Origin of the sequence: Marinobacter sp. F4218 (assembly GCF_019443085.1) — a bacterium.
In the GTDB taxonomy this organism is placed as follows: Bacteria; Pseudomonadota; Gammaproteobacteria; order Pseudomonadales; family Oleiphilaceae; genus Marinobacter; species Marinobacter albus.
In genome coordinates this window covers 820,343-841,794 of sequence record NZ_JAHZIL010000003.1, presented here as the reverse complement: position 1 = coordinate 841,794, position 21,452 = coordinate 820,343, and the positions used below count along the sequence as shown (strand labels likewise).

Genomic DNA, 21,452 nt, shown 5'->3' with positions numbered 1-21,452 from the left:
TGCTAGAATTCGCAGGTCATTGATGAGTAGACGCACTCTGGCGCGGTAACAGCGTCAAGTCGCGCTAGTGCAAGTTGGCGCACTGGCTTTCTTTAGGTAAAAAAGAGCGATACACCCAATGCATCCGGATCTGGCTCAGAATCTCAGGCTGCTCTGCAGTTACTACACATCGATTGCAGAGGTGTGTCGTCGTCTTGGAATCAACCGCCCGCAATTCAACCGGTATCTCAGCGGCCAACACAAACCGTCAGCGAGCACGCTGCGTCGTCTGTGTGAGTTTTTCGGGGTAAACGAACAGGAAATACTGTTGCCGCACGGCCAGTTTCAACGGGTGGTTGATGTGCGCCCGAGGGTCAAGGCGCAGCCCAACCAGGAAGAGGAACTCATCCAGACGCACCTGGACAGACTCGATGGCGGGGCTCGGGGCGATATTGAGAACTACCTGGGCTACTACTACGAGTACTACCAATCGATGTCTGCGCCCGGGAAGGTCCTCCAGAACCTCGTGTGTCTTGAGCGCCAGGGCAATCGCGTCGTGTTCCAGCGCACGGAACGGATGCGGGCATCGAGCAACGAGCCGCCCTGCCACAATCGGTATCAGGGCATCGCCTATCTCCTGACCGACAGGCTGTTCCTGGTGGACTATGAAACGCTGAATTGCCACGAGATCACCCAGACCATTCTCTTCCCCAGTTTCAGAAACCGGGTGACGCGATTGACCGGGTTGAAGATCGGCGTTTCAGACAACAGTGAACGTATGCCGTGTTGCGCGAGGGTGCTGTACGAATACCTGGGCCAAAGTGTGAACGTCCGCAAGGCGCTTGCCCGCTGCGGTCTGCATGAGTTGAACAGTAGCCGGATTGACGCGTCCATTCGCGCTGCGGTCCGCAATGATCTGGCGCCGGACGAGTATCTTTTCAGGGCGCGGCACTAGGGGGGCCGGGTGCAGGCAGCGACCACGGCCGCCGCCCGCAGAGGAGGTCACTTCACGGTCAGGCGTTCGGCGTTCTTCTCGATGGTACGCTCGCCAATGCCTTTCACGTTCGCCAGGTCCTGCGGCGCTGCAAACGGGCCGTTGGCTTCGCGGTAGGCCACAATGGCTTCGGCCTTGCTCTGGCCCACGCCAGTAAGCTCGGCGAGGGTGGTGACATCGGCGGTATTGATGTTGATGGCAACCGGCTCGGCCTGGGCGAAGCCCGTCATGAGGCTGAACAGCAGAACGAGGGTGGCAATTAACGGAGTACGGTTCATAGAAGTGAGTTCCTGATACTGATTGTCGTCTTGTGATGTTGCCGGGACGCAAACAGCCGGAACGAGTGCACGGTCAGGACCACATTCCCTGTGATCCCGAATTCCGTGGCTGACCCCTGCCTGATCCTTCAGGCCATGCGCTCATCCTGAGCACTTCATCCTTGCGATCTTCCATGTGAGCCCAGATCCGTAGGGCAACTCCAAATCCCTGGAGCCATCTTCCATGAGCCAACGTTCCTTGCTGGCTTGTCATCCCTGACAATTTCCATTCTACAGGGGAACGAAGTGTTACAAATCGGAGAATCGCTCCGAGGGGTGTGCGATATGTCTTACAAACCTGTAAGCATTTCGGCGGTTGACAAAATGAACGTAAGTTCAGTGTTTATGCGTCCTGCGAAGCAATTTGCTGCCCGCTCCGGTGAGCCGCGGCGGCCTCCCGGATTCGCTCCATGGTGATTTCCCGAACCGCCTTCTGGCTGGCGCGAATATGGTGCGTCAGCCGGTCCGCGGCCTCACTGGCCTGGCCGTTGCGAAGGGCTTCCAGAATGGCCGCGTGTTCAACATAGGTGGCATCCACCCGGTCATCCCGGGTGAAGTCCAGGCGCCGGATAATCCGCAGCCGGTCGGTAATCTCCCGGTGAATCCGCGTCATCTCGCGGTTGCCGGCGGCGGCCACCAGATCGCAGTGAAAGCTCTCGTCCAGTGCCCGCACCGTGCTGCCCACCGCGCGCTCGGAGGGGTGGTCGGGGTTCCAGATGGCGGTCAGCATCCTGATGGCAGAAGGCTCCTCCGACAAGGCGCAGATCTTGTGCATGGCGGCGCGTTCCAGGGTGATGCGCAGGTCGTAAAGCTCTTCCACCTGCTGGAAATCGAACGGCTTGACCTGCCAGCCACTGCGGAAAAGGACCTCCACATAGCCCTCCCGCTGCAATCGGTAGAGGGCCTCCCGAACCGGCGTCCGGCTGGCGTGCAGGCGGGTGCCCACGTCGCCCTCGCTGAACTTGTCACCGGGGATCAGGCGGAACTCAAAAATGTCGTCCTTCAGGGCCTCGTAAACCCTGTCTGCCATGGACTCTTTTCTTTTGCTGGTTGTTGCCATTCGTATTCGCTCCGCTAAATTCGAGAGGCGTCTGTCGTTGGAGTTCCACAGGTAGTCAGACCTCAATGCTTAACAAAGGCTCCCCGGGCGTAACAGCCTTGCCCGGTTCAACATGCAATGCACTGATGGTTCCTGCAAGCGTTGCGTTGATCTCAAACTCCATCTTCATGGCCTCGACGACGACCAGGGCATCGCCCTCTGCAACGGTATCGCCGGGTTTGACCAGGCACTTCCAGATGTTTCCGGCAATCTCCGCGCTGACCAGCTCCCCGAACTTTTCCAGATCCGAGGCATCCGCTTTTGGCTGCGCCTTGGCCAGTTTGTCGAGCTCCTCGGCTTCGCTGTCTTTCCACAGGGCGACTTCCCGGGCGTAGGCCGCCTGCTGCATCTTCCGGAACTCGGAAATGGAGTCGGCGTTGGCGTCGAGGAAGGCCTGGTGGGTTTTCAGATCGAAGGTTTCTTCATCGATCCTTACGGTCAGTTGGCCGGCACGGAACTGGTCGCGCATCTCGTCCAGCTCGGCCTCGGTGACCGGGTAGTAGCACACCTGGTCAAAGAACCGCAGCAGCCAGGGTGCGCCCTCGGCGAACTGGGGATTCTTCAGGTATTTGTTCCAGATCGGCAGGGTGCGGCCCACCAGCTGGTAACCGCCGGGGGAGTCCATGCCGTAGATGCACATGTACACGCCGCCGATGCCCACGGTGCCTTCGGCGGTATAGGTTCGGGCCGGGTTGTACTTGGAGGTGAGCAGCCGGTGACGCGGGTCCAGCGGCACGGCGCAGGGGGCCCCCAGGTAAACGTCACCCAGCCCCAGCACCAGGTACCGTGCCGAGAACAGTACATCGCGCACTTCTTCCCGTGTTGCCAGCCCATTGATGCGCTGCATGAAGTCGACGTTGTTGGGTAGCCAGGGCGCGGTATCCCGCACGGACCGACGGTATTTGTCCACCGCTTCCAGGGTGGCGCTGTCTTCGAAGGCCATGGGCAGGTGAATCACCCGGCTGCGGACCTTCAGTTCGTCCGTAGGCGGCAGCGTGGCTTCCAGGTCCAGCAGGTACTGCATCAGGGCCTGCTGCGGCAGGATGCGGGCGTCGTACCTCAGCTGCAGGGAACGCACCCCCGGGGACAGTTCCAGGAGCCCGGCGGGCTGCACATCGGCGATGGCTTCCATCAGGGCATGGATGCGCAGGCGCACGCCAAGGTCCATGACGTTGGGGCCGTATTCCAGCAGGATGTACTGGTCACCGGCCTGGCGGTAGGTGACTTCCGGTCGGCCGTCGGTTTCCTCCAGATGGGCCAGGATTGTGGCGGACAGACCATTCAGCGGTGCCAGGTCCGGTTTGGCCAGGGCCGCCACGGCCGGTGCCACCAGAGTCCTGATCGCCAGCTCCTGGCGTTCGGAGAGACTCACGGCGGTGTCGTTATCAATGGCCACGAACCGGATGGTGTCGCCGGGTTTCACCTGGCCGACCTTCCACAGCTCCGCCTTGGCGATGGTCACCGGGCACACGAAACCGCCCAGGCTGGGGCCGTCCTTGGTGAGAATGACCGGCATGTCACCGGTGAAGTTGATGGAGCCGATGGCGTATTCACAGTCGTGGATATTGGAGGGGTGCAGCCCCGCTTCGCCACCGTCGGCTCGGGTGAACTCCGGCTTGGGGCCATTCAGGCGAATGCCCAGGCGGTTGGAGTTGTAGTGCACTTCCCAGTCCTGCTCGAAGAACTTCTCGATGGAGTTCTCGGTGAAGAAATCCGGCGCACCATGGGGCCCGTAGAGCACGCCGATTTCCCAGTGGTTCGGGTAGTCCGGAATCAGGTTCGGGTCGGCCGGGGCCGGGTCGTGGGTGGGGGCGGTTGTCGTGCAGGCGGGCAGGGCGATCTGGCTGATGCCCAGCATGTCGCCGGGGCGCAGGGGCCGGCCGCCGTGGCCGCCGAACTGGCCCAGGGCAAAGGTGGAGCGGCTGCCCAGGTACACCGGAACATCAAATCCGCCACGCACCGCCAGATAGGTGCGGCAGCCCTTGATGGCCTTGCCGACGGCCAGCACCTGGCCGGCTTTGACGGTGATGGGCGTCCAGAAGGCCACCGGCTCATCGTCCAGCGTGGCGTCCGAGAGCGCGCCGGTCAGCGCCACCACGGCATCCTTGTGGAACTTCAGGCTGGGTCCGATCAGGGTGGCTTCCAGCCCTGCTGCTTCGTGGTGATTGCCCACAATACGGTTGGCAAGGCGGAAGGCGTAATCGTCCATGGGCCCGCTGGGTGGCACACCGATGTTCCAGTAGCCCACGCGGCCCGGGTAATCCTGCACGGTGGTGTAGGTTCCGGGTTTGACCACTTCCGCCACGGAGGGCCTGAACTCGAAGCCCTCCAGCGCCCGGGTGGACACAATGCCGTCGGCAAAGCTGGGCTGGGCCACCACCTGGCGAAGGTAATCCAGGTTGGTGGCAATGCCCATCAGCCGGGTTTCGGCGAGGGCGGCTTTCAGCTTCGCCAGGGCATCGGCGCGGTCGGTGCCATGTACGATCAGCTTGGCGATCATGGGGTCATAGTGGGCCGACACCTCGCTGCCGTTTTCCACCCAGGTATCCACCCGCACGCCGTCTTCCGGCCAGTGTACGTCGGTCAGCTCGCCCGGGGAGGGCTGGAAATCCTTGAGCGGGTCTTCGGCGTAGATGCGCACTTCCATGGAGGCCCCGTTCAGCTCCGGCTCGAAGCTGGCCAGCTCCGGGCTCTCGCCGGCAGCAATCTTCAGCATCCACCCGATCAGGTCCAGCCCGGTGACGGACTCGGTTACCGGGTGCTCAACCTGTAAGCGGGTATTTACTTCGAGGAAGTAGAACTCGTCCCGGTCGGCGTCGTAGATGTACTCCACCGTACCCGCGGACCGGTAATTCACCGATTGGCCCAGGGAGACCGCCGCATCCAGCATCTTCTGGCGGGTGGCCGCCGGCAGGTTCGGGGCCGGGGTTTCCTCCACCACTTTCTGGTTGCGGCGCTGCAGGGAGCAGTCCCGCTCACCCAGGGCGACGACGTTGCCGGCGCCGTCACCGAATATCTGCACTTCCACATGGCGGGCACGGGCGATGAAACGCTCCAGAAACACGCCGCTGTCGTTGAAGAAACTCTGGCCCTGACGGCGTACGGTTTCGAAGGCATCCCGTAGTTCACGCTCGTTGTCGCAGCGGGTGAGACCGATGCCGCCACCGCCGGCGGTGCTTTTCAGCATCACCGGGTAGCCCAGGCGTTCGGCGGTGGCCAGGGCTTCGTCCAGACTTTCCAGCAGGCCGCTGCCTGGCGCCAGGGGCACACCGGCGGCTTCCGCCAGTTCCCGGGCCCGGTGCTTGAGGCCGAATTCACGCATCTGGTCCGGCGTCGGGCCAACGAAGGCAATGCCGTCCGCCTCGCAGGCCTCGGCGAAATCGGCGTTCTCGGAGAGAAAGCCATAGCCCGGAATAATCGCCTGGGCACCGGTGTGCCGGGCGGCGGAGAGAATCTGGGCCTTGTCGAGGTAGGTTTCACTGGCACCGTTGCCGGTCAGGCCCACGGATTCGTCCGCGAGGGTCACGTGCAGGCTGTGGCGGTCCTGATGGGAATAGACAGCCACGCTGCCAACGCCCATAGCCTTGAGAGTGCGAATGGTGCGAACCGCGATTTCACCCCGGTTGGCGATCAGTACTTTGGTAAACATGATGGCGGCTCTCCTTATGCCGTTCCGGATTTCAGGGCGGTGATGTAGGCGCGCCAGCCACCGAATTCAGTGACGTCCCGGGCGCCGTCGAAGCCATAGCCTTCGCAGATGAAGCCATTCACCCATCGGCCATCGGCGAGTTCCACATTGCCGATACCCAGCGGGGCAGGGATCAGATCCACAAAGGAGCCGAAGGCCGACGCGGGCATTTCCCAGACTTCCACAATGATTTCCTCGCCTTCACTGTCAGCCACCCGTCTTAACCCGGGCTTGGGCGGGGTGGTATTGGGCAGGGCGTAAAGCCGGTAGTTGGCGGCGGTGGTGGTCTGCTCCAGCAGCACCGAGTAGCGCTCCGTCAGCTGCGTATTCAGGGGCATGCCGCTGAGGTGGGCCCCCACCACGGCCACCTGGATGGTCGGCGTGCTGATGGCGGCGCCGGGCGTTTCTTCCGGTCGGGGGTTCCCGGTGGCGCCCAGCGGAGTTGGGTGGGCGTTCAGCCACTGGCAGGCCAGGTGTTGCAGTTCGGTGTCTTTCCAGGCCCCGCTGATCAGGGTGACACCGAAGGGCAGGCCGTCGTCCCGGAAGCCGGCGGGTATGGCCAGGGCGCTCATGTCGGCCAGGTTTACGAAGTTGGTGTAGGTCCCGAGCTGGCTGTTCAGGGCCAGCGGGTCAGCGTTCACCGCTTCAATCGTGGGAGCGGTGGGCGCCGTGGGCACCAGCATGGCATCCACATCCACCAGGAGTTCATCAATCTGGCGCTGCAGCTCTTCCTTGAGGTACTGAGCCTTGAAGGTATCGGTGGCGCTGAACTTGCCGGCGCTGTCGATGATGCCCCGGACCACCGGGTTCATCTCGTCCCCGTGGCTGGCCCTGAACGTCTCCACTGCGGCATGGCGCTCGGCCACCCAGGGGCCCTCATAAAGCAGCGCGGCCAGCTCCAGCATGGGGCTGAAATCCATCGGAATCAGCTCCACATCCTGCTGTCGCCACTGACTGATGGCGGTGTTCCAGGCGGCTTCGGCTTGCTGGTCACCGAACCAGTGCGGATGCTCCGGAATGGCCAGCCGTTTGATTGGTCCCGGCCGGCGCAGGGCGGGGCCGTCCAAGGGCAGGGCGTAGGGCGCCTTGCGGGAGAAGGCATCGGCGGCGTCGTAACCGGCCATGGCCTCCGACACCAGCCCGGCATCGTTCACGGTGAGCGCAAAGATGGATACGCAATCGAGCGAACGACAGGCGGGCACGACGCCGCGAATGCTGAACATCCCCCGGGTGGGCTTCAGCCCGACCAGATTGTTCAGCCCCGCCGGCACCCGGCCGGAGCCGGCGGTATCGGTACCCAGGGAGAACGGCACCAGGCCGCGCGCCACCACCGAGGCAGACCCGGAGCTGGATCCACCGCTTACCACGTCCGGCTTGAAGCTGTTTGGCACCGCACCATACGGGGAGCGGGTGCCCACCAGCCCGGTGGCGAACTGGTCCAGGTTGGTCTTGCCGATCACCACCGCGCCGGCGGCTTTCAGTCGGACAATCGTGGTGGCGTCCTGCGCGGGGGAGTAGGCAAATGCGGGGCAGCCGGCCGTTGTTTCAAAGCCGCGGACATCGATGTTGTCTTTTGCCGCGAACGGAATGCCGTAGAGCGGAAGAGCACTCCTGTCGCCACCGGCGGCTTCCAGAGTCAGCGCCAGTTCGGCCAGGGCACTGGCGAGGCCGTCGCCATCGAGCAGCGAAATCCAGGCGGCATCTTCGGTATCCAGCCCGGTCAGCAGCTCACCCAGCAATGACTCAGGCTTGGCGCCTTCTTTATAGGCGCTCTGCCAGTCCTTGATGGTCCATCCGAGAGTTGAAGGCATTGGTCGTCCTCATGTGCGTTATCAACTTGTATACATGTGGGATGGCAATGCCTGTGCCATTTGCCGATTTTTATTGATAAACATATAAAAAACAGTAGGTTAAACTTTTTTGGCGAAAGGTTGGTGTTTTCAGGTGCGCCCAAAGCCGGTGCGAGCGCACCAGAATTGAGCCGTAAAACAGCGGCTCAGCGCAGTGGTAGCGGGCACTCCGTGCGTTCTTGGTTGCTTGTATACTAGATAAGTGACTGTTTTGTAGGAACATTGGTGGAATGTGGAACAGCTGATGCAAAGGTTCTGTTGCGTTTCATGACGAACTGCATACCCCAAACCAAGAAAAGGACGCACAACATGAGCATCAAAAAACACGTGAAACTGGGCCTCTCTGCACTGGCGCTTTCCATCTCTTTCAATTCCGTCGCTGCGGAAGATCCCATCAAGGTTGGTATCCTGCATTCCCTCTCCGGCACCATGGCCATCAGTGAGTCCACCCTGAAAGACACCATGCTGATGCTGATCGAAAAGCAGAACGAAGCCGGCGGTGTGCTGGGTCGTCAGCTTGAACCGGTGGTGGTCGATCCGGCCTCCAACTGGCCGCTGTTCGCCGAGAAAGCCCGCGAACTGCTGGCAAAAGAAGAAGTGGACGTGATCTTCGGTAACTGGACCTCGGTGTCCCGCAAATCCGTACTGCCGGTGGTGGAAGAGCTCAACGGCCTTCTGTTTTACCCGGTGCAGTACGAGGGTGAGGAATCCTCCGAAAACGTCTTCTACACCGGTGCCGCGCCCAACCAGCAAGCCATCCCGGCCGTGGATTACCTGATGAACGACATCGGCGTTGAGCGCTGGGTGCTGGCCGGTACCGACTACGTCTACCCGCGCACCACCAACAAGATCCTCGAGACCTACCTCAAGGACAAGGGCGTGGCCGCGGACGACATCATGATCAACTACACGCCGTTTGGTCACTCCAACTGGCAGTCCATCGTTTCCGACATCAAGAAGTTCGGCAGCGCCGGCAAGAAAACCGCCGTGGTCTCCACCATCAACGGCGACGCCAACGTCCCGTTCTACCGCGAGCTGGGTAACCAGGGCATCGACGCCGCAGACATCCCGGTTGTGGCCTTCTCCGTGGGCGAGCAGGAGCTGTCCGGTATCGACACCGGTCCTCTGGTTGGCCACCTGGCGGCCTGGAACTACTTCATGAGCGTGGATTCCGACGCCAACTACGACTTCATCGACGCCTGGGTTGAGTACACCGGCCAGGAAGACGCGGTCACCAACGATCCGATGGAAGCGCACTACATCGGCTTCAACATGTACATCGAGGCGGTCAAGAAAGCCGGCACCGTGGATGTGGACGCCGTGAAAGACGCCATCATCGGCGTGAGCGTGCCCAACCTCACCGGCGGCTACGCCACCATGATGCCGAACCACCACATCACCAAGCCGGTGCTGATCGGTGAGATCCAGGACAACGGCCAGTTCTCCGTAGTCTGGGAAACTCCGTCCACCGTGGCTGGCGATGCCTGGTCTGACTTCCTGCCGGGTTCAAAGGACCTGATCAGTGACTGGCGCAAGCCGCTGTTCTGCGGAAACTTCAACGTGGTTTCCGGCACCTGTGGCGGCAAGGCCGAAGTTGCTTCCCAGTAAGGGCTGACTGAGCCTGCGGGCGGGGAGACAGTCCCCGCCCGCCTTCACCTGGCAACACATCTATTCTCAAGGACAGGACGCAACCATGGGCATCATCCGATCGCTCAGCCCGCTTCTGGTCGTCTGTTTTCTGCTCTGGCCCGCCCTCACGCAGGCCCAGGTGGAAGACACGGAAGCGCAGCAACTGCTCACCGCCCTGGCGGAATCTTCCTTCAAGGAAAAAAAAGACGTCGTTAACCGCATCGCCGGCAGTGGCGACGAACGTGCCCGCGGCTGGCTCGAAGCCTTCGCCAGCAACAAACTGGGCCGCATCGAATCCAGCGGGCAATTCATCATCGTGCTGGAAAACCGGGGCCGCGACTGGACCGTGGAAAGTGCGCTCACCCGCGAAAACCTCGGCGAAGTCTCCCGCCGCGACATCGACACCATCCGCGTCAACAACGCCCTGCGTAACGAGCTGGAAGGCATCCTGTCGGTGATCGATCTCAAGAGTCCCGATGAGGACAACCGTTTATCCGCCGCCCGCGCCCTTAAAGGCAGCGTGGACGACACCCTGGCCGAGCGCCTGCCGGAACTGATCGACGCCGAAGAGAGCGAATCGGTTCAGGCGGCCCTGACTGAAGCCCTCGCCATTTACCGCGTGGAAGAGCAGGGCGATGTCGCCGCCGTGGCGACCCTCTCCGGCAGCCTCAACTCCGAGGCCCGGGCCGCCCTGCAGCAGGCCATGCGCAGCGATGACCCGCAGCTGGTCTCCGCCGCTCAAGCCGCGATGAAAAGCATCGAACAGAAACTGAAACTGAACCGCGCCGCCGAGACCCTCTACTTCGGGCTCTCCCTCGGCTCGGTACTGGTGCTGGCCGCCATCGGCCTGGCCATCACTTTCGGGGTGATGGGCGTGATCAACATGGCCCACGGCGAGCTGATCATGCTCGGCGCCTACACCACCTGGGGCATGCAGCAACTGCTTCCGGGCCAGCCCGGCCTGGCGCTGGTGCTGTCCATTCCCGCCGGTTTCCTGGTGGCGGCGCTGGCGGGCATCGCCATCGAGCGCAGCGTGATCCAGCACCTCAAGGGCCGCCCGCTGGAAACCCTGCTGGCCACCTTCGGCGTCAGCCTGATCCTGCAACAACTGGTGCGCACGGTGATATCGCCCCTGAACCGCACCGTGATCACCCCGGACTGGATGAGCGGTTCGGTGATGATCAACGAGGCACTCTCCCTGACGCTTAACCGCATGTACGTGATCGGCTTTGCCCTGGTGGTATTCGCCGGCCTGATGCTGATCATGCGCAAGACCCGTCTGGGCCTGGAAGTGCGCGCCGTCACCCAGAACCGGGCCATGGCCCGCTCCATGGGCATCAAGGCCACCAAGGTGGACATCCTGACCTTCGGCCTGGGCTCCGGTGTGGCCGGCCTGGCCGGTGTCGCGCTGTCCCAGATCACCAACGTCGGCCCCAACCTGGGCCAGAGCTACATCATCGATTCGTTCATGGTGGTGGTGTTCGGTGGGGTGGGTAACCTCTGGGGCACCCTGCTGGCGGGCCTGTCCCTGGGCACCATCAACCAGCTGCTGGAACCCTGGGCCGGCGCCGTGCTCGCCAAGATCCTGGTGCTGGTACTGATCATCCTGTTCATCCAGAAACGGCCGAAGGGGCTTTTCCCCCAGAAAGGCCGAGCCGCGGAGGGTTGAGGTATGTGGTTAACAAGACCCTTGCAGGAACGGTCCACCCAGATCTTCCTCGGCGTGCTGTTTGCCGCCCTGGTCGTTGTCAGCGCGCTACACGTGTTCATGCCGCAGGACAGCGCGCTCTATGTCAGCTCCTACACCGTCACCCTGTTGGGCAAGTACCTGTGTTACGCCCTGCTGGCGGTGGCGGTGGACCTGGTCTGGGGTTACCTCGGTATCCTCAGTCTCGGCCACGGCGCCTTCTTTGCGCTCGGCGGTTACGCCATGGGCATGTACCTGATGCGCCAGATCGGTGATCGCGGCGTCTACGGCGATCCGATCCTGCCGGACTTCATGGTGTTCCTGAACTGGCAGGAACTGCCCTGGTACTGGCTCGGCTTCGACATGGCCTGGTTTGCCTTCGTGATGGTGCTACTGGCCCCGGGCATCCTGGCCCTGGTATTCGGCTTCCTGGCCTTCCGCTCCCGGGTAACCGGGGTGTACCTCTCCATCATCACCCAGGCGCTCACCTTTGCGCTGATGCTGGCGTTCTTCCGCAACGAGATGGGCTTTGGCGGCAACAACGGCCTGACCGATTTCAAGGACATCCTCGGCTTTGACCTGCGCACCGACGCCACCCGCCTCGGCCTGTTCATTGCCACCGGCATCGCCCTTGCCATCGGCTACGTGGTCTGCCGCGGCATCGTCACCAGCAAGCTCGGCCGGGTGAGCGTCGCCTGCCGCGATGCCGAGGCCCGTACCCGCTTCCTGGGCTACCGGGTGGAACGGGTGCAGCTGTTCGTGTTCGTGGTCTCCGCCATGCTCGCCGGCGTGGCCGGTGCGCTCTACGTGCCCCAGGTGGGCATTATCAACCCGAGCGAATTCTCGCCGCTGTTCTCCATCGAGATCGTGGTGTGGGTGGCCCTCGGCGGCCGCGCGACCCTCTACGGTGCGGTGATCGGCGCGCTGCTGGTGAACTACGCCAAAACCGTGTTCACCGGCGTCATGCCGGACGCCTGGCTGTTCGCTCTCGGCGGCCTGTTCGTGCTGGTGACCGTGTTCCTGCCCAAGGGCATCGCCGGCTTGCTGTTCCGTAAAAAGAAAGCCGATGACACCAGCCACACACCCGCCGCGCAGGAGGCCACCGCATGAGCATTTTTCAGGAGCTGAGTGACCGGGAACACGTGTTCGAGTTTCTCACTCAGGTGCAGTCGCCGGTGGACGTGCGCCACGGTCCGATCCTGTACCTGGACGACGTGAACGTGAGCTTCGACGGCTTCAAGGCCATCAACAACCTCAACCTCACCATCGACGACGGCGAGCTGCGCTGCATCATCGGCCCCAACGGCGCGGGCAAGACCACCATGATGGACATTATCACCGGCAAGACCCGCCCGGACAGCGGCTCGGTGTGGTTCGGCAGCCGCCACAACCTGCTCACCATGAACGAGCCGGACATCGCCTCCCTGGGCATCGGCCGCAAGTTCCAGAAGCCCACGGTGTTCGAAGCGCTCACCGTGTTCGAAAACCTGGAGCTGGCCATGGCGGCGGACAAGCGCGTGTTCCCCACGCTCACCGCGATCATGAAACCGGAATTCCGGGACCGCATTGACGAAGTGCTGGAGATGATCGGCCTCAAGGAGCTGCGTGATGCCCTGGCCGGCATCCTCTCCCACGGCCAGAAGCAGTGGCTGGAAATCGGCATGTTGCTGATGCAGAAGCCGCGCCTGCTGCTGGTGGACGAACCCGTGGCCGGCATGACCGAACAGGAAATGGAACGCACCGCCGAGCTGCTCACCAGCCTCGCGGGCAAGCAGTCCGTGGTGGTGGTGGAGCACGACATGGGCTTCGTGCGCTCCATCGCCCGCAAGGTCACCGTGCTGCACCAGGGCAGCGTGCTGGCGGAAGGCTCCATGGACCAGGTCTCCAACGACCCGGAAGTGATTAAGGTCTATCTCGGGGAGGAGGCGTGATGCTGAGGATCGAAAAACTGAATCAGTTCTACGGCGAAAGCCACACCCTCTGGGATCTGGATCTGGACGTGCCCCAGGGCCAGTGCACCTGCGTGATGGGCCGCAATGGCGTGGGCAAGACCACCCTGATGAAATGCGTGATGGGTGAGGAAACCGTGAAAAGCGGCTCCATCCTGTTTGCCCAGGACGTGGAGCTCACCCGGAAGAAAATTGAAGACCGCTCTCGCCTTGGCATCGGCTACGTGCCCCAGGGCCGGCAGATCTTCCCATTGCTGACCGTGGAAGAAAACCTGCGCACCGGCCTGGCCGTGCGCAAGGACGGCAGCAAGAAAATCCCCGAGCGGGTGTACGAACTCTTCCCGGTGCTGAAAGAAATGCGCCACCGCCGCGGCGGCGACCTCTCCGGCGGCCAGCAACAGCAGCTCGCCATCGGCCGGGCGCTGGTGATCGAACCGCGCCTGCTGATCCTCGACGAGCCGGGCGAGGGCATCCAGCCCAACATCGTGGCACAGATTGGCGAGGTCATTCAGAGGCTGATCCAGGAAGACGGCCTCACCGTGTTGCTGGTGGAACAGAAGCTCCCGTTCGCCCGCAAGTACGCAGACCGCTTCGCCATCCTCGACCGCGGCCGCCGCGTTGCCGAAGGCGAAATCGCCGAGCTGACCGACGACCTGATCAAGAAACACCTGACGGTATGACGGTCTTTCAGCCTTTGCCTGCCGCCAACGACTCCGGCCACCGCTTTGACGAAGGCCGGCGCTGGGCGGCGTCGATCTCGCTGGGCTTCGACGCCCGCCAGGATGGCGACAACACCGCCACCCGCATGACCCACGTGCGCCATCAGGGCCCGCTGCGGGTTCAGCGCCCGTTCTACCCGGAAGGCCGCAACGGCTGCTGCCATGTGTACCTGCTGCACCCGCCCGGCGGGCTGGTCAGCGGCGATGCCCTGAGCATCCAGGCCCGGGTCGGCGAGGGTGCCCACACGCTGCTGACCACCCCGGCCGCCGCCAAACTCTACAAGGCCGACAGCCACGGCGTCGCCTGGGCCCAGCACACCCGGTTGCAGGTGGAGAAGGGCGGCATCCTCGAATACCTGCCCCAGGAAACCCTCGCCTTCGACGGTTCCCGGGGCGAACAGAGCACCACCATCGAACTGGCCACCGGTGCCAAATGCCTCGGCTGGGAAATCCTTGCCCTCGGCCGCCCGGCCAGCAAACTGCCGTTTATCTCCGGCCACCTCGAACAGAAATTCCGCCTGCTGATGGACGGCCGCCCCCTGTGGCTGGAACGCCAACCGATGGATCCAAACCACCCCAGATTCAAAGGCCACTGGGGCCAAGGCGGCGCCACCGTACAGGCCACCTTGTGGGTCGTCGGACTGAACGACGAAGCCGCCGCCATCGAAGAACTCCGGGAAACCCTGCCCGACAACCACCGCTGGGCCGTCACCCGCCGCCGGGGCGTGGTGCTGCTGCGCTACCTGGGGCAGGAAAGAAACGAAGCCTGGGCTCTGTGCCAGCGGGCCTGGGAACTGCTCAGACCAAGACTCACCGGCCAGCCAGCCAGCGTTCCCCGAATCTGGCTGACCTGAACAATATCCGAACTGCCTAGCGAAAGACGGAGCGAAAAACGATGGAATTGACGCCCAGAGACAAAGACAAACTGCTGCTGTTCACCGCAGCCCTGCTGGCCGAACGCCGCAAGGCCAAGGGCCTGAAGCTCAACTACCCCGAAGCCGTCGCCCTCATCAGCGCCGAAATCATGGAAGGGGCCAGAGAAGGGCGCACCGTCGCCGAACTCATGACCGCCGGCACAGAAATCCTCACCCGTGAGGATGTGATGGACGGCATCGCCGACATGGTCGACGAAGTGCAGGTGGAAGCCACCTTCCCGGACGGCACCAAGCTAGTCACCGTCCACAACCCAATTGTTTGAAAGGCCAATGAGAAGCTACCTGCGTTGCCGCTGCGGCGTTAAAAGAAGGCTCAAATTGCTCATTTATACGCGCATAAACTGCGCTTTTTCGCCTTCTTTTGCCTTGCATCGGCTGCCTCGCCAACGCTTCTCATCGGCCTTTACAGGAGGCTATTTATGATCCCTGGTGAATACGATTTGAAAGACGGCGACATTGAACTCTGCGAAGGCCGCGAACGCATCCAGATAGACGTGGCCAACACCGGCGACCGCCCGGTCCAGATTGGCTCCCACTACCACTTCGCCGAAGCCAATCCGGCCCTGGATTTCGACCGCGCCAAGGCCAGGGGCTACCGACTCGACGTCGCCGCCGGCACCGCTATCCGCTTCGAACCCGGCCAAAGCCGCGAAGTGACGTTGATTCCATTCAGCGGCAGCCGAGAAATCTACGGTTTCCGACAGGAAGTCATGGGCAAGTTGGACTCCAAGAAGTGATTAGCAGGGCCGGTCGGGGCGTCCCTTTCGGGAATGTGCGGAGCCATGGATGGCGGAGCCCAAGCGCCACATGGATGTGCCGCCAGGAGCGTTTCCCGGAAGGGATGTCTCGACCGGCCCCAGCACCCAAGTTAAAACGAGGGATACGATGAAGATAACCAGACAAGCCTACGCCGACATGTACGGCCCCACTGTGGGTGATCGAGTCCGCCTGGGCGACACCGACCTGTGGATCGAAGTGGAAAGCGACAGCACCCACTACGGCGACGAAGTAAAATTCGGGGGCGGCAAAGTCATCCGGGACGGCATGGGCCAGAGCCAGCGCGCCGACGACTCGGTGATGGACACCGTCATCACCAACGCCCTCATCCTCGATTGGTGGGGCATCGTCAAAGCCGACGTCGGCATCCAGAAGGGCCGAATCGCCGCCATCGGCAAAGCCGGCAACCCCGACACCCAGCCAGACGTCCAGATCGTCATCGGCCCCGGTACCGAAGTCATCGCCGGTGAAGGAAAAATCCTCACCGCCGGCGGCATCGACGCCCACATCCACTTCATCTGCCCCCAGCAGATCGAAGAAGCCCTGATGAGCGGCATCACCACCATGCTCGGCGGCGGCACCGGCCCGGCCACCGGCACCAACGCCACCACCTGCACCCCGGGCGCCTGGCACATCGGCAAAATGCTCCAGGCGGTGGACTCCATGCCCATGAACATCGGCTTCCTCGGCAAGGGCAACGCCAGCCTGCCGGAATCCCTGGAACTGCAAATCCAGGCCGGCGCCATTGGCCTGAAACTGCACGAAGACTGGGGCACCACCCCGGCCTCCATCGACAACTGCCTCACCGTGGCGGACAAGTACGACGTGCAGGTGGCCATCCACACCGACACCCTGAACGAATCCGGGTTCGTGGAAGACACCCTGGCCGCGTTCAAGGAACGCTGCATCCACACCTACCACACCGAAGGCGCAGGTGGCGGCCACGCGCCGGACATCATCACCGCCTGCTCCAAACCCTACGTGCTGCCGTCCTCCACCAACCCGACACGGCCCTACACCGTGAACACCATCGACGAACACCTCGACATGCTGATGGTGTGCCACCACCTCGACCCGAACATCCCGGAAGACGTCGCCTTCGCGGATTCGCGCATCCGCCGGGAGACCATCGCCGCCGAAGACATCCTCCATGACCTGGGCGTGATCTCCATGATCGCCTCCGATTCCCAGGCCATGGGCCGGGTGGGCGAAGTGGTGTGCCGCACCTGGCAGACCGCCCACAAGATGAAACAGCAGCGCGGCCTGCTGCCGGAAGACGAAGACCGGGGCGCCGACAACCTGCGCGCCAAACGCTACATCGCCAAGTACACCATCAACCCCGCCATCACCCACGGCATCGCGCACGAAGTGGGCTCCGTGGAAGTGGGTAAGCTGGCGGACTTGGTGCTCTGGAGTCCGGCGTTCTTCGGCGTGAAACCGGCCACCATCCTCAAGGGTGGCATGATTGCGGCGGCGCCCATGGGCGATGCCAACGCCTCGATCCCCACGCCCCAGCCGGTGCACTACCGCCCCATGTTCGGCGCCTTCGGCAAGGCCGCCAGTGCCACCCGCCTGAGCTTTGTCAGCCAGGCCGCCATCGATGCCGGCATTGGCAAGGAATTGGGGCTGGACAGCCCGCTGTCCGCCTGCAAAGGCGTGCGCACCGTGCGCAAGAGCGATATGAAACTGAACGACGGCTGCCCGCACATCACCGTAGACCCGCAAACCTACGAAGTGCACGCCGACGGCGAACTGCTTACCTGCGAGCCGGCCACCGAACTGCCGCTGGCCCAGCGTTATCACCTTTTTTGAAGAGACAGCTCATGGCTGTTCCAGGAGACCGACATGCTTGAACTTACCCAACGGGTCGGACCGGTTGAGACCACAGAAATCCACGACCACCTCACGCTGCCGTTCGAGCTGCGCATGCGCGGCCGCCTGCGCACCAAAACCGACACCGGTTACGACGTCGGCCTGTTCCTCGATCGCGGCCCGGTGCTGCGCGAAGGCGCTTTCCTGCAGGCCGAAACCGGCGAGATCATCCGCATCCGCGCCGCCGATGAGCCGGTAGTAACCGCTCACATCGAGCCGGGCCTGGCCATGGCAAGGCTGTGCTACCACCTGGGCAACCGCCACGTGTCCCTCGCGATTGGCAGTGACGAGAGCAGGGAGGACGGACAAACCGGCTGGGTCCGCTTCCCGCCGGACCACGTGCTGGAGGAACTGGCTGAACGCCTGGGCGCGACGCTGGAGCACCACCGCGCGCCCTTCGATCCGGAACCGGGAGCCTATGCACAAGCCGGCAATAGCAATGGGCATTCCCACGGTCACTCACACAGCCATGGCCACCACCATGACCACGCTCACTCCCACTGACAGCAGCCAGACCCCCGTGGGCGATCTCGCCCTGCTGGGGCTGCTGCAACTGGTCAGCCCCGCATTGCCCATCGGTGCCTTTGCCTGGTCCCAGGGCCTGGAAAGCGCCTTTGAACTGGGCTGGGTGAATAACGAAGACGAGCTGGGGAACTGGCTGGAAGGGGTGCTGGAAGACGGCCTGACCAACTGCGAACTGCCGCTGCTGATCCGGGTTCAGGAAGCCTGGGCGAACGGCGATGGCCAAACCGTGGCCCAGTGGAACGAATGGCTGCACGCCACCCGGGAAACCGCCGAGCTGATCGACGAAGACATCCGCCTGGGGGCGGCCCTGGTGCGCCTGCTCGTCAGCCTGGACCTGTTACCGGAAAAGGACCTGATTCCGGAAGACCCCGGTTACGTCACCCTGTTTGCCTGGGCCGCCCACATGCGCAGCGTACCGGCACGGCAGACCCTGCTCGGCTTCGCCTGGGCCTGGCTGGAGAACCAGCTCGCCGTTGCCTGCAAGGCCATGCCCCTGGGCCACACCGCCGCCCAGCGCCTGACCGAACGGCTGCGCCCGAAACTGGTGATGGCCGTGGACAACGCCCTGGAGAAAGACGACCACGAACTTGGCCCGGTCCTGCCGGGGCTGGCGCTCGGCAGCGCTCTGCACGAAACCCAGTATTCACGGCTTTTCAGAAGCTGAACCAACAAAGAACAGAAACAGGAGAACACGCCATGAAACATTGCCTGAGAGTAGGCGTCGGCGGCCCGGTCGGCTCCGGCAAAACCGCCCTGCTGCGCCAGCTGTGCAAGGCCCTGAAAGACCACTACGACATCGCCGTGGTCACCAACGACATCTACACCCGCGAAGACGCCGACTTCCTGCTCAAACACGAGGCCCTGCCAGCCGACCGAATCCTCGGCGTGGAAACCGGCGGCTGCCCGCACACCGCCATCCGCGAGGACGCCTCAATGAACCTGGCGGCCATCGACGACCTGCAAAGCCGCCACCCGAACCTGGAACTGGTGCTGGTGGAATCCGGCGGCGACAACCTTTCCGCCACCTTCAGCCCGGAACTGAGCGACCTCACCCTGTACGTGATCGACGTGTCCGCCGGCGACAAGATCCCCCGCAAAGGCGGCCCCGGCATCACCAAATCCGACCTGCTGATCATCAACAAGATCGACATTGCCGAGCAGGTTCATGCCTCGCTGGAGGTGATGGATCGGGATTCGAAAAAGATGCGTGGGGAGCGGCCGTTCGTGTTCACCAACCTGTATGACGGGGTAGGGCTGGAGACGATCATCAGCTTCATTCTGGAGCGGGGCATGTTGCCGGAACGCAGGCCCGGGAAAGTGGCTGAAACGGCCTAGCGGCACCGAATTTAAACGTTTAACGCACTACGGAGATCCATTCATGAAACTACGCAATCGACTTACTTTGACGGCCAGCCTGCTCCTTGCTTCTGGCGTAGCTTGGGGACATGCCGGGCATGAAGCGCTTGGTGATGGTGTGCACATTGAATACCTGCTGGTGGTTGGTGCAGCTGCAGCCGTGGGCCTCTATGGCCTGATGCGGCACCAGCGGGACGGACAGGACTAACGCTCAAAATGGCGGGCCCGTATTAGCCTAGTATCGGGTATGCCTGATAAAAAGCATTGGTAAAACAGAAAGCTGCGTGGCAATGCCTTGCAGCTTTTTTTGTGGCATAGAATTTACGTATTTTCGTTCTTGGGGGAGGCAAGCAGCGTTGGGAGGCTCTGGCTTAGGTAGCTAAACACTGCGACATTCTGCTTGACAGGGATAACGGCTGATTGACCTCTCTGTACTGATACAGGCTCTTTTGCACCTTTGGTATTTGATACCCTTGGGGAATAGATCTGTGTCGGTTTTCACGGTTTTCAGATATCGATTAGATGATTTAACCCCAGTTTTTCTGAAATAAAAGCGGAAAAATATACTTTCTCTGTTCTAGAGGGCTGTGCTTGTTTTCACAATGAAAAATTCCTAAGTGTATACAGTATGCGATAAACTCTTTTGCCCTGCTATCATGTTCTTCTCCGATCCATTTTTTTAATGTTCGGAAGGAGATGGAATCTTTCCTGCCGAGTTTCTGGAAAATTATGCCAATATTTTTCCTCCAAGGCTCATAGTCTACCGATGAGATCGCATTCTCTCGTGCTTCGGCTTGCAGTTTGGAATAGGCTTCTAAGACGAAGTCGCGTTTAATAATAGGGTATTCATTGTTTTCATCTATCGTTATCGGATCTGGTTCATTCTTACAGTATCTTGAATGGGCAACAGACGAAACGATGTCAAGGAATCTAACGTAAATTCTTGGTGTTGCATTATTGTTAGCAAAGCAAAAATGATTTTCTAAATAATCGAAAATGTCCTCATTTTCGATTATTCTTCCATTGTTGTTGTAGTGCTTTACCGTTCTTGGGAAGATGCAAGTAATTATTGATTTGTATAGGTGATCTTTCAGGTCGACTTTTCTTGCATCTCGAATATCAAATTCCTTTCTTATTTTTAAAGCCTTAAGGAAATAATTTTTAACTCTCGTCGCAATGCTGACGTTGATTTTGTGTGGTCGGTATAGTTCAGTTTCGTTAACTGCAATCTGCAAATGGCGTCCCTTACGAATAAAGTGTTTTTCTATGTTGCTGATAATTCGCTCGCCCATAAAAAATCGAATGTCGTCGGCACCCCATTTTATATGTACGGTTCTTGGCTCTATTTTGTCTCGGCCGCCTAGTTTTGCAAAATTAAGTTTTTCATAAAGCTCTGGTCTTAGAGCGGCTTTTATTTTTATTTCTGAGAATCGTGTATAGTACCTGCATGTTTCTACCAGGCCTTGGATAACCATTTTCTGGCTATCAAAGTTTTCGCGGGAGGCAAAATCATCTAGATTGTCTACCAAGACATAAAGAATAGACTTGTGAAATTTAAGAGCATCACAGATGTCATTTTTTATCGTGTCAATTTTAATCAATGGAAGTGGGCTTCCAGACGGATCTAGTTCTGAATTTTCGGCCGATAGATAGAAGTCAGGAGTCGGTATCTGAGGATTAGAAAGGTCGAACTTAACGCCAGCGCTACCTTTTATCCCTTTTAAGAAATCCATAAAACTCTTGTTGTCTTCGAACTTGTCTAAAAAAGAAATAGATTCCCTGTTTAAGCTAGACGTTATTTTCTTATGTCCGATTTTTAGCTCTTTTAGTATTCTATAGAGAATGTAGATTTCCCAAAAATAAAAAAGGTCGTTGGACTTTTCTGGGTCGAATCCTTTAAGTCTTTCGCTAACAATTGACCTAACTGAACTGTATTCCATAACTTCGTTTATAGGTATTAATATTTGGTGGTAGTCTTTTGGGTTATAAAACGATTTCTTCCCCCTCAGATAGAAGCCTAAACATTGCGCTTTTGCCAGCTCCTTTAGCTCCAACGAGAAACTCCTTCTTCCCACC

Annotated in this window: 19 protein-coding genes; 14 read left to right on the top strand and 5 right to left on the bottom strand. The window is 60.7% G+C overall.

The window, feature by feature from the left end:
• The first annotated feature begins 118 nt into the window (after positions 1-118).
• Positions 119-934, top strand: a complete 816-nt coding sequence (locus K0B93_RS07925) for a helix-turn-helix domain-containing protein (RefSeq protein ID WP_219866690.1) — start codon at positions 119-121, stop codon at positions 932-934.
• 47 nt (positions 935-981) lie between these two features.
• Here K0B93_RS07925 and K0B93_RS07920 read toward each other — a convergent pair whose 3' ends face one another.
• The 4 genes from K0B93_RS07920 to atzF all read right to left on the bottom strand — a co-directional run bounded on the left by K0B93_RS07920 (position 982) and on the right by atzF (position 7,888).
• Complete coding sequence (locus K0B93_RS07920) at positions 982-1,251, bottom strand: ComEA family DNA-binding protein (protein WP_219866689.1); 270 nt, start codon at positions 1,249-1,251, stop codon at positions 982-984.
• 382 nt (positions 1,252-1,633) lie between these two features.
• Complete coding sequence (locus tag K0B93_RS07915; protein ID WP_219866688.1) at positions 1,634-2,350, bottom strand: GntR family transcriptional regulator; 717 nt, start codon at positions 2,348-2,350, stop codon at positions 1,634-1,636.
• Between the two features lie 55 nt (positions 2,351-2,405).
• Entirely contained in the window at positions 2,406-6,038 is a 3,633-nt protein-coding gene (gene uca / locus K0B93_RS07910; protein ID WP_219866687.1) for an urea carboxylase, read from the bottom strand.
• A 14-nt stretch (positions 6,039-6,052) separates the two neighbouring features.
• Positions 6,053-7,888: an allophanate hydrolase gene (gene atzF / locus K0B93_RS07905; RefSeq protein ID WP_219866686.1), complete on the bottom strand. Its 1,836-nt coding sequence runs from the start codon at positions 7,886-7,888 to the stop codon at positions 6,053-6,055.
• Positions 7,889-8,236: 348 nt separating this feature from the next.
• On the opposite strand from atzF, the gene urtA reads away from it, so the two are divergent.
• From urtA to K0B93_RS07840, 13 genes are all read left to right on the top strand, one after another.
• The gene (urtA, locus tag K0B93_RS07900) at positions 8,237-9,535 is read left to right on the top strand and encodes an urea ABC transporter substrate-binding protein (protein WP_219866685.1); all 1,299 of its coding nucleotides are present in this window, start codon (positions 8,237-8,239) and stop codon (positions 9,533-9,535) included.
• 85 nt (positions 9,536-9,620) lie between these two features.
• Positions 9,621-11,225 carry an urea ABC transporter permease subunit UrtB gene (urtB, locus tag K0B93_RS07895; protein ID WP_219866684.1) on the top strand — a complete coding sequence of 535 codons (1,605 nt, stop codon included), beginning with the start codon at positions 9,621-9,623 and terminating at the stop codon, positions 11,223-11,225.
• Between the two features lie 3 nt (positions 11,226-11,228).
• Positions 11,229-12,353 (top strand): urea ABC transporter permease subunit UrtC, encoded by a 1,125-nt coding sequence (urtC, locus tag K0B93_RS07890; RefSeq protein WP_219866683.1) that lies wholly within the window; start codon positions 11,229-11,231, stop codon positions 12,351-12,353.
• Positions 12,350-13,174 carry an urea ABC transporter ATP-binding protein UrtD gene (gene urtD, locus K0B93_RS07885; RefSeq protein ID WP_219866682.1) on the top strand — a complete coding sequence of 275 codons (825 nt, stop codon included), beginning with the start codon at positions 12,350-12,352 and terminating at the stop codon, positions 13,172-13,174. Before urtC ends, urtD begins: the two co-directional genes overlap by 4 nt.
• Complete coding sequence (gene urtE, locus K0B93_RS07880; protein ID WP_219866681.1) at positions 13,174-13,872, top strand: urea ABC transporter ATP-binding subunit UrtE; 699 nt, start codon at positions 13,174-13,176, stop codon at positions 13,870-13,872. The genes urtD and urtE overlap by 1 nt, the downstream gene beginning before the upstream one ends.
• Entirely contained in the window at positions 13,869-14,765 is an 897-nt protein-coding gene (locus K0B93_RS07875; RefSeq protein WP_219866680.1) for an urease accessory protein UreD, read from the top strand. Before urtE ends, K0B93_RS07875 begins: the two co-directional genes overlap by 4 nt.
• 41 nt (positions 14,766-14,806) lie before the next feature.
• Complete coding sequence (gene ureA / locus K0B93_RS07870; protein WP_219866679.1) at positions 14,807-15,109, top strand: urease subunit gamma; 303 nt, start codon at positions 14,807-14,809, stop codon at positions 15,107-15,109.
• A gap of 156 nt (positions 15,110-15,265) precedes the next feature.
• The gene (locus K0B93_RS07865; protein WP_219866678.1) at positions 15,266-15,583 is read left to right on the top strand and encodes an urease subunit beta; all 318 of its coding nucleotides are present in this window, start codon (positions 15,266-15,268) and stop codon (positions 15,581-15,583) included.
• Positions 15,584-15,731: 148 nt separating this feature from the next.
• Entirely contained in the window at positions 15,732-17,435 is a 1,704-nt protein-coding gene (gene ureC / locus K0B93_RS07860) for an urease subunit alpha (RefSeq protein WP_219866677.1), read from the top strand.
• A 33-nt stretch (positions 17,436-17,468) separates the two neighbouring features.
• Complete coding sequence (ureE, locus tag K0B93_RS07855; protein ID WP_219866676.1) at positions 17,469-17,999, top strand: urease accessory protein UreE; 531 nt, start codon at positions 17,469-17,471, stop codon at positions 17,997-17,999.
• Positions 17,977-18,684, top strand: a complete 708-nt coding sequence (locus tag K0B93_RS07850) for an urease accessory protein UreF (protein WP_416383205.1) — start codon at positions 17,977-17,979, stop codon at positions 18,682-18,684. The genes ureE and K0B93_RS07850 overlap by 23 nt, the downstream gene beginning before the upstream one ends.
• 32 nt (positions 18,685-18,716) lie before the next feature.
• The gene (ureG, locus tag K0B93_RS07845) at positions 18,717-19,355 is read left to right on the top strand and encodes an urease accessory protein UreG (RefSeq protein ID WP_219866675.1); all 639 of its coding nucleotides are present in this window, start codon (positions 18,717-18,719) and stop codon (positions 19,353-19,355) included.
• Positions 19,356-19,398: 43 nt separating this feature from the next.
• On the top strand, positions 19,399-19,584 hold the full coding sequence (locus K0B93_RS07840; RefSeq protein ID WP_219866674.1) for a hypothetical protein: 186 nt from the start codon (positions 19,399-19,401) through the stop codon (positions 19,582-19,584).
• Between the two features lie 319 nt (positions 19,585-19,903).
• Here K0B93_RS07840 and K0B93_RS07835 read toward each other — a convergent pair whose 3' ends face one another.
• Positions 19,904-21,430 carry a hypothetical protein gene (locus K0B93_RS07835; protein WP_219866673.1) on the bottom strand — a complete coding sequence of 509 codons (1,527 nt, stop codon included), beginning with the start codon at positions 21,428-21,430 and terminating at the stop codon, positions 19,904-19,906.
• Positions 21,431-21,452 lie beyond the last annotated feature (22 nt).

Coding starts and splice junctions, on each gene's coding strand:
- K0B93_RS07925 (WP_219866690.1), top strand. CDS start 119: ATGCATCCGGATCTGGCTCAGAATCTCAGGCTGCTCTGCAGTTACTAC.
- K0B93_RS07920 (WP_219866689.1), bottom strand. CDS start 1,251: ATGAACCGTACTCCGTTAATTGCCACCCTCGTTCTGCTGTTCAGCCTC.
- K0B93_RS07915 (WP_219866688.1), bottom strand. CDS start 2,350: ATGGCAACAACCAGCAAAAGAAAAGAGTCCATGGCAGACAGGGTTTAC.
- uca (WP_219866687.1), bottom strand. CDS start 6,038: ATGTTTACCAAAGTACTGATCGCCAACCGGGGTGAAATCGCGGTTCGC.
- atzF (WP_219866686.1), bottom strand. CDS start 7,888: ATGCCTTCAACTCTCGGATGGACCATCAAGGACTGGCAGAGCGCCTAT.
- urtA (WP_219866685.1), top strand. CDS start 8,237: ATGAGCATCAAAAAACACGTGAAACTGGGCCTCTCTGCACTGGCGCTT.
- urtB (WP_219866684.1), top strand. CDS start 9,621: ATGGGCATCATCCGATCGCTCAGCCCGCTTCTGGTCGTCTGTTTTCTG.
- urtC (WP_219866683.1), top strand. CDS start 11,229: ATGTGGTTAACAAGACCCTTGCAGGAACGGTCCACCCAGATCTTCCTC.
- urtD (WP_219866682.1), top strand. CDS start 12,350: ATGAGCATTTTTCAGGAGCTGAGTGACCGGGAACACGTGTTCGAGTTT.
- urtE (WP_219866681.1), top strand. CDS start 13,174: ATGCTGAGGATCGAAAAACTGAATCAGTTCTACGGCGAAAGCCACACC.
- K0B93_RS07875 (WP_219866680.1), top strand. CDS start 13,869: ATGACGGTCTTTCAGCCTTTGCCTGCCGCCAACGACTCCGGCCACCGC.
- ureA (WP_219866679.1), top strand. CDS start 14,807: ATGGAATTGACGCCCAGAGACAAAGACAAACTGCTGCTGTTCACCGCA.
- K0B93_RS07865 (WP_219866678.1), top strand. CDS start 15,266: ATGATCCCTGGTGAATACGATTTGAAAGACGGCGACATTGAACTCTGC.
- ureC (WP_219866677.1), top strand. CDS start 15,732: ATGAAGATAACCAGACAAGCCTACGCCGACATGTACGGCCCCACTGTG.
- ureE (WP_219866676.1), top strand. CDS start 17,469: ATGCTTGAACTTACCCAACGGGTCGGACCGGTTGAGACCACAGAAATC.
- K0B93_RS07850 (WP_416383205.1), top strand. CDS start 17,977: ATGACCACGCTCACTCCCACTGACAGCAGCCAGACCCCCGTGGGCGAT.
- ureG (WP_219866675.1), top strand. CDS start 18,717: ATGAAACATTGCCTGAGAGTAGGCGTCGGCGGCCCGGTCGGCTCCGGC.
- K0B93_RS07840 (WP_219866674.1), top strand. CDS start 19,399: ATGAAACTACGCAATCGACTTACTTTGACGGCCAGCCTGCTCCTTGCT.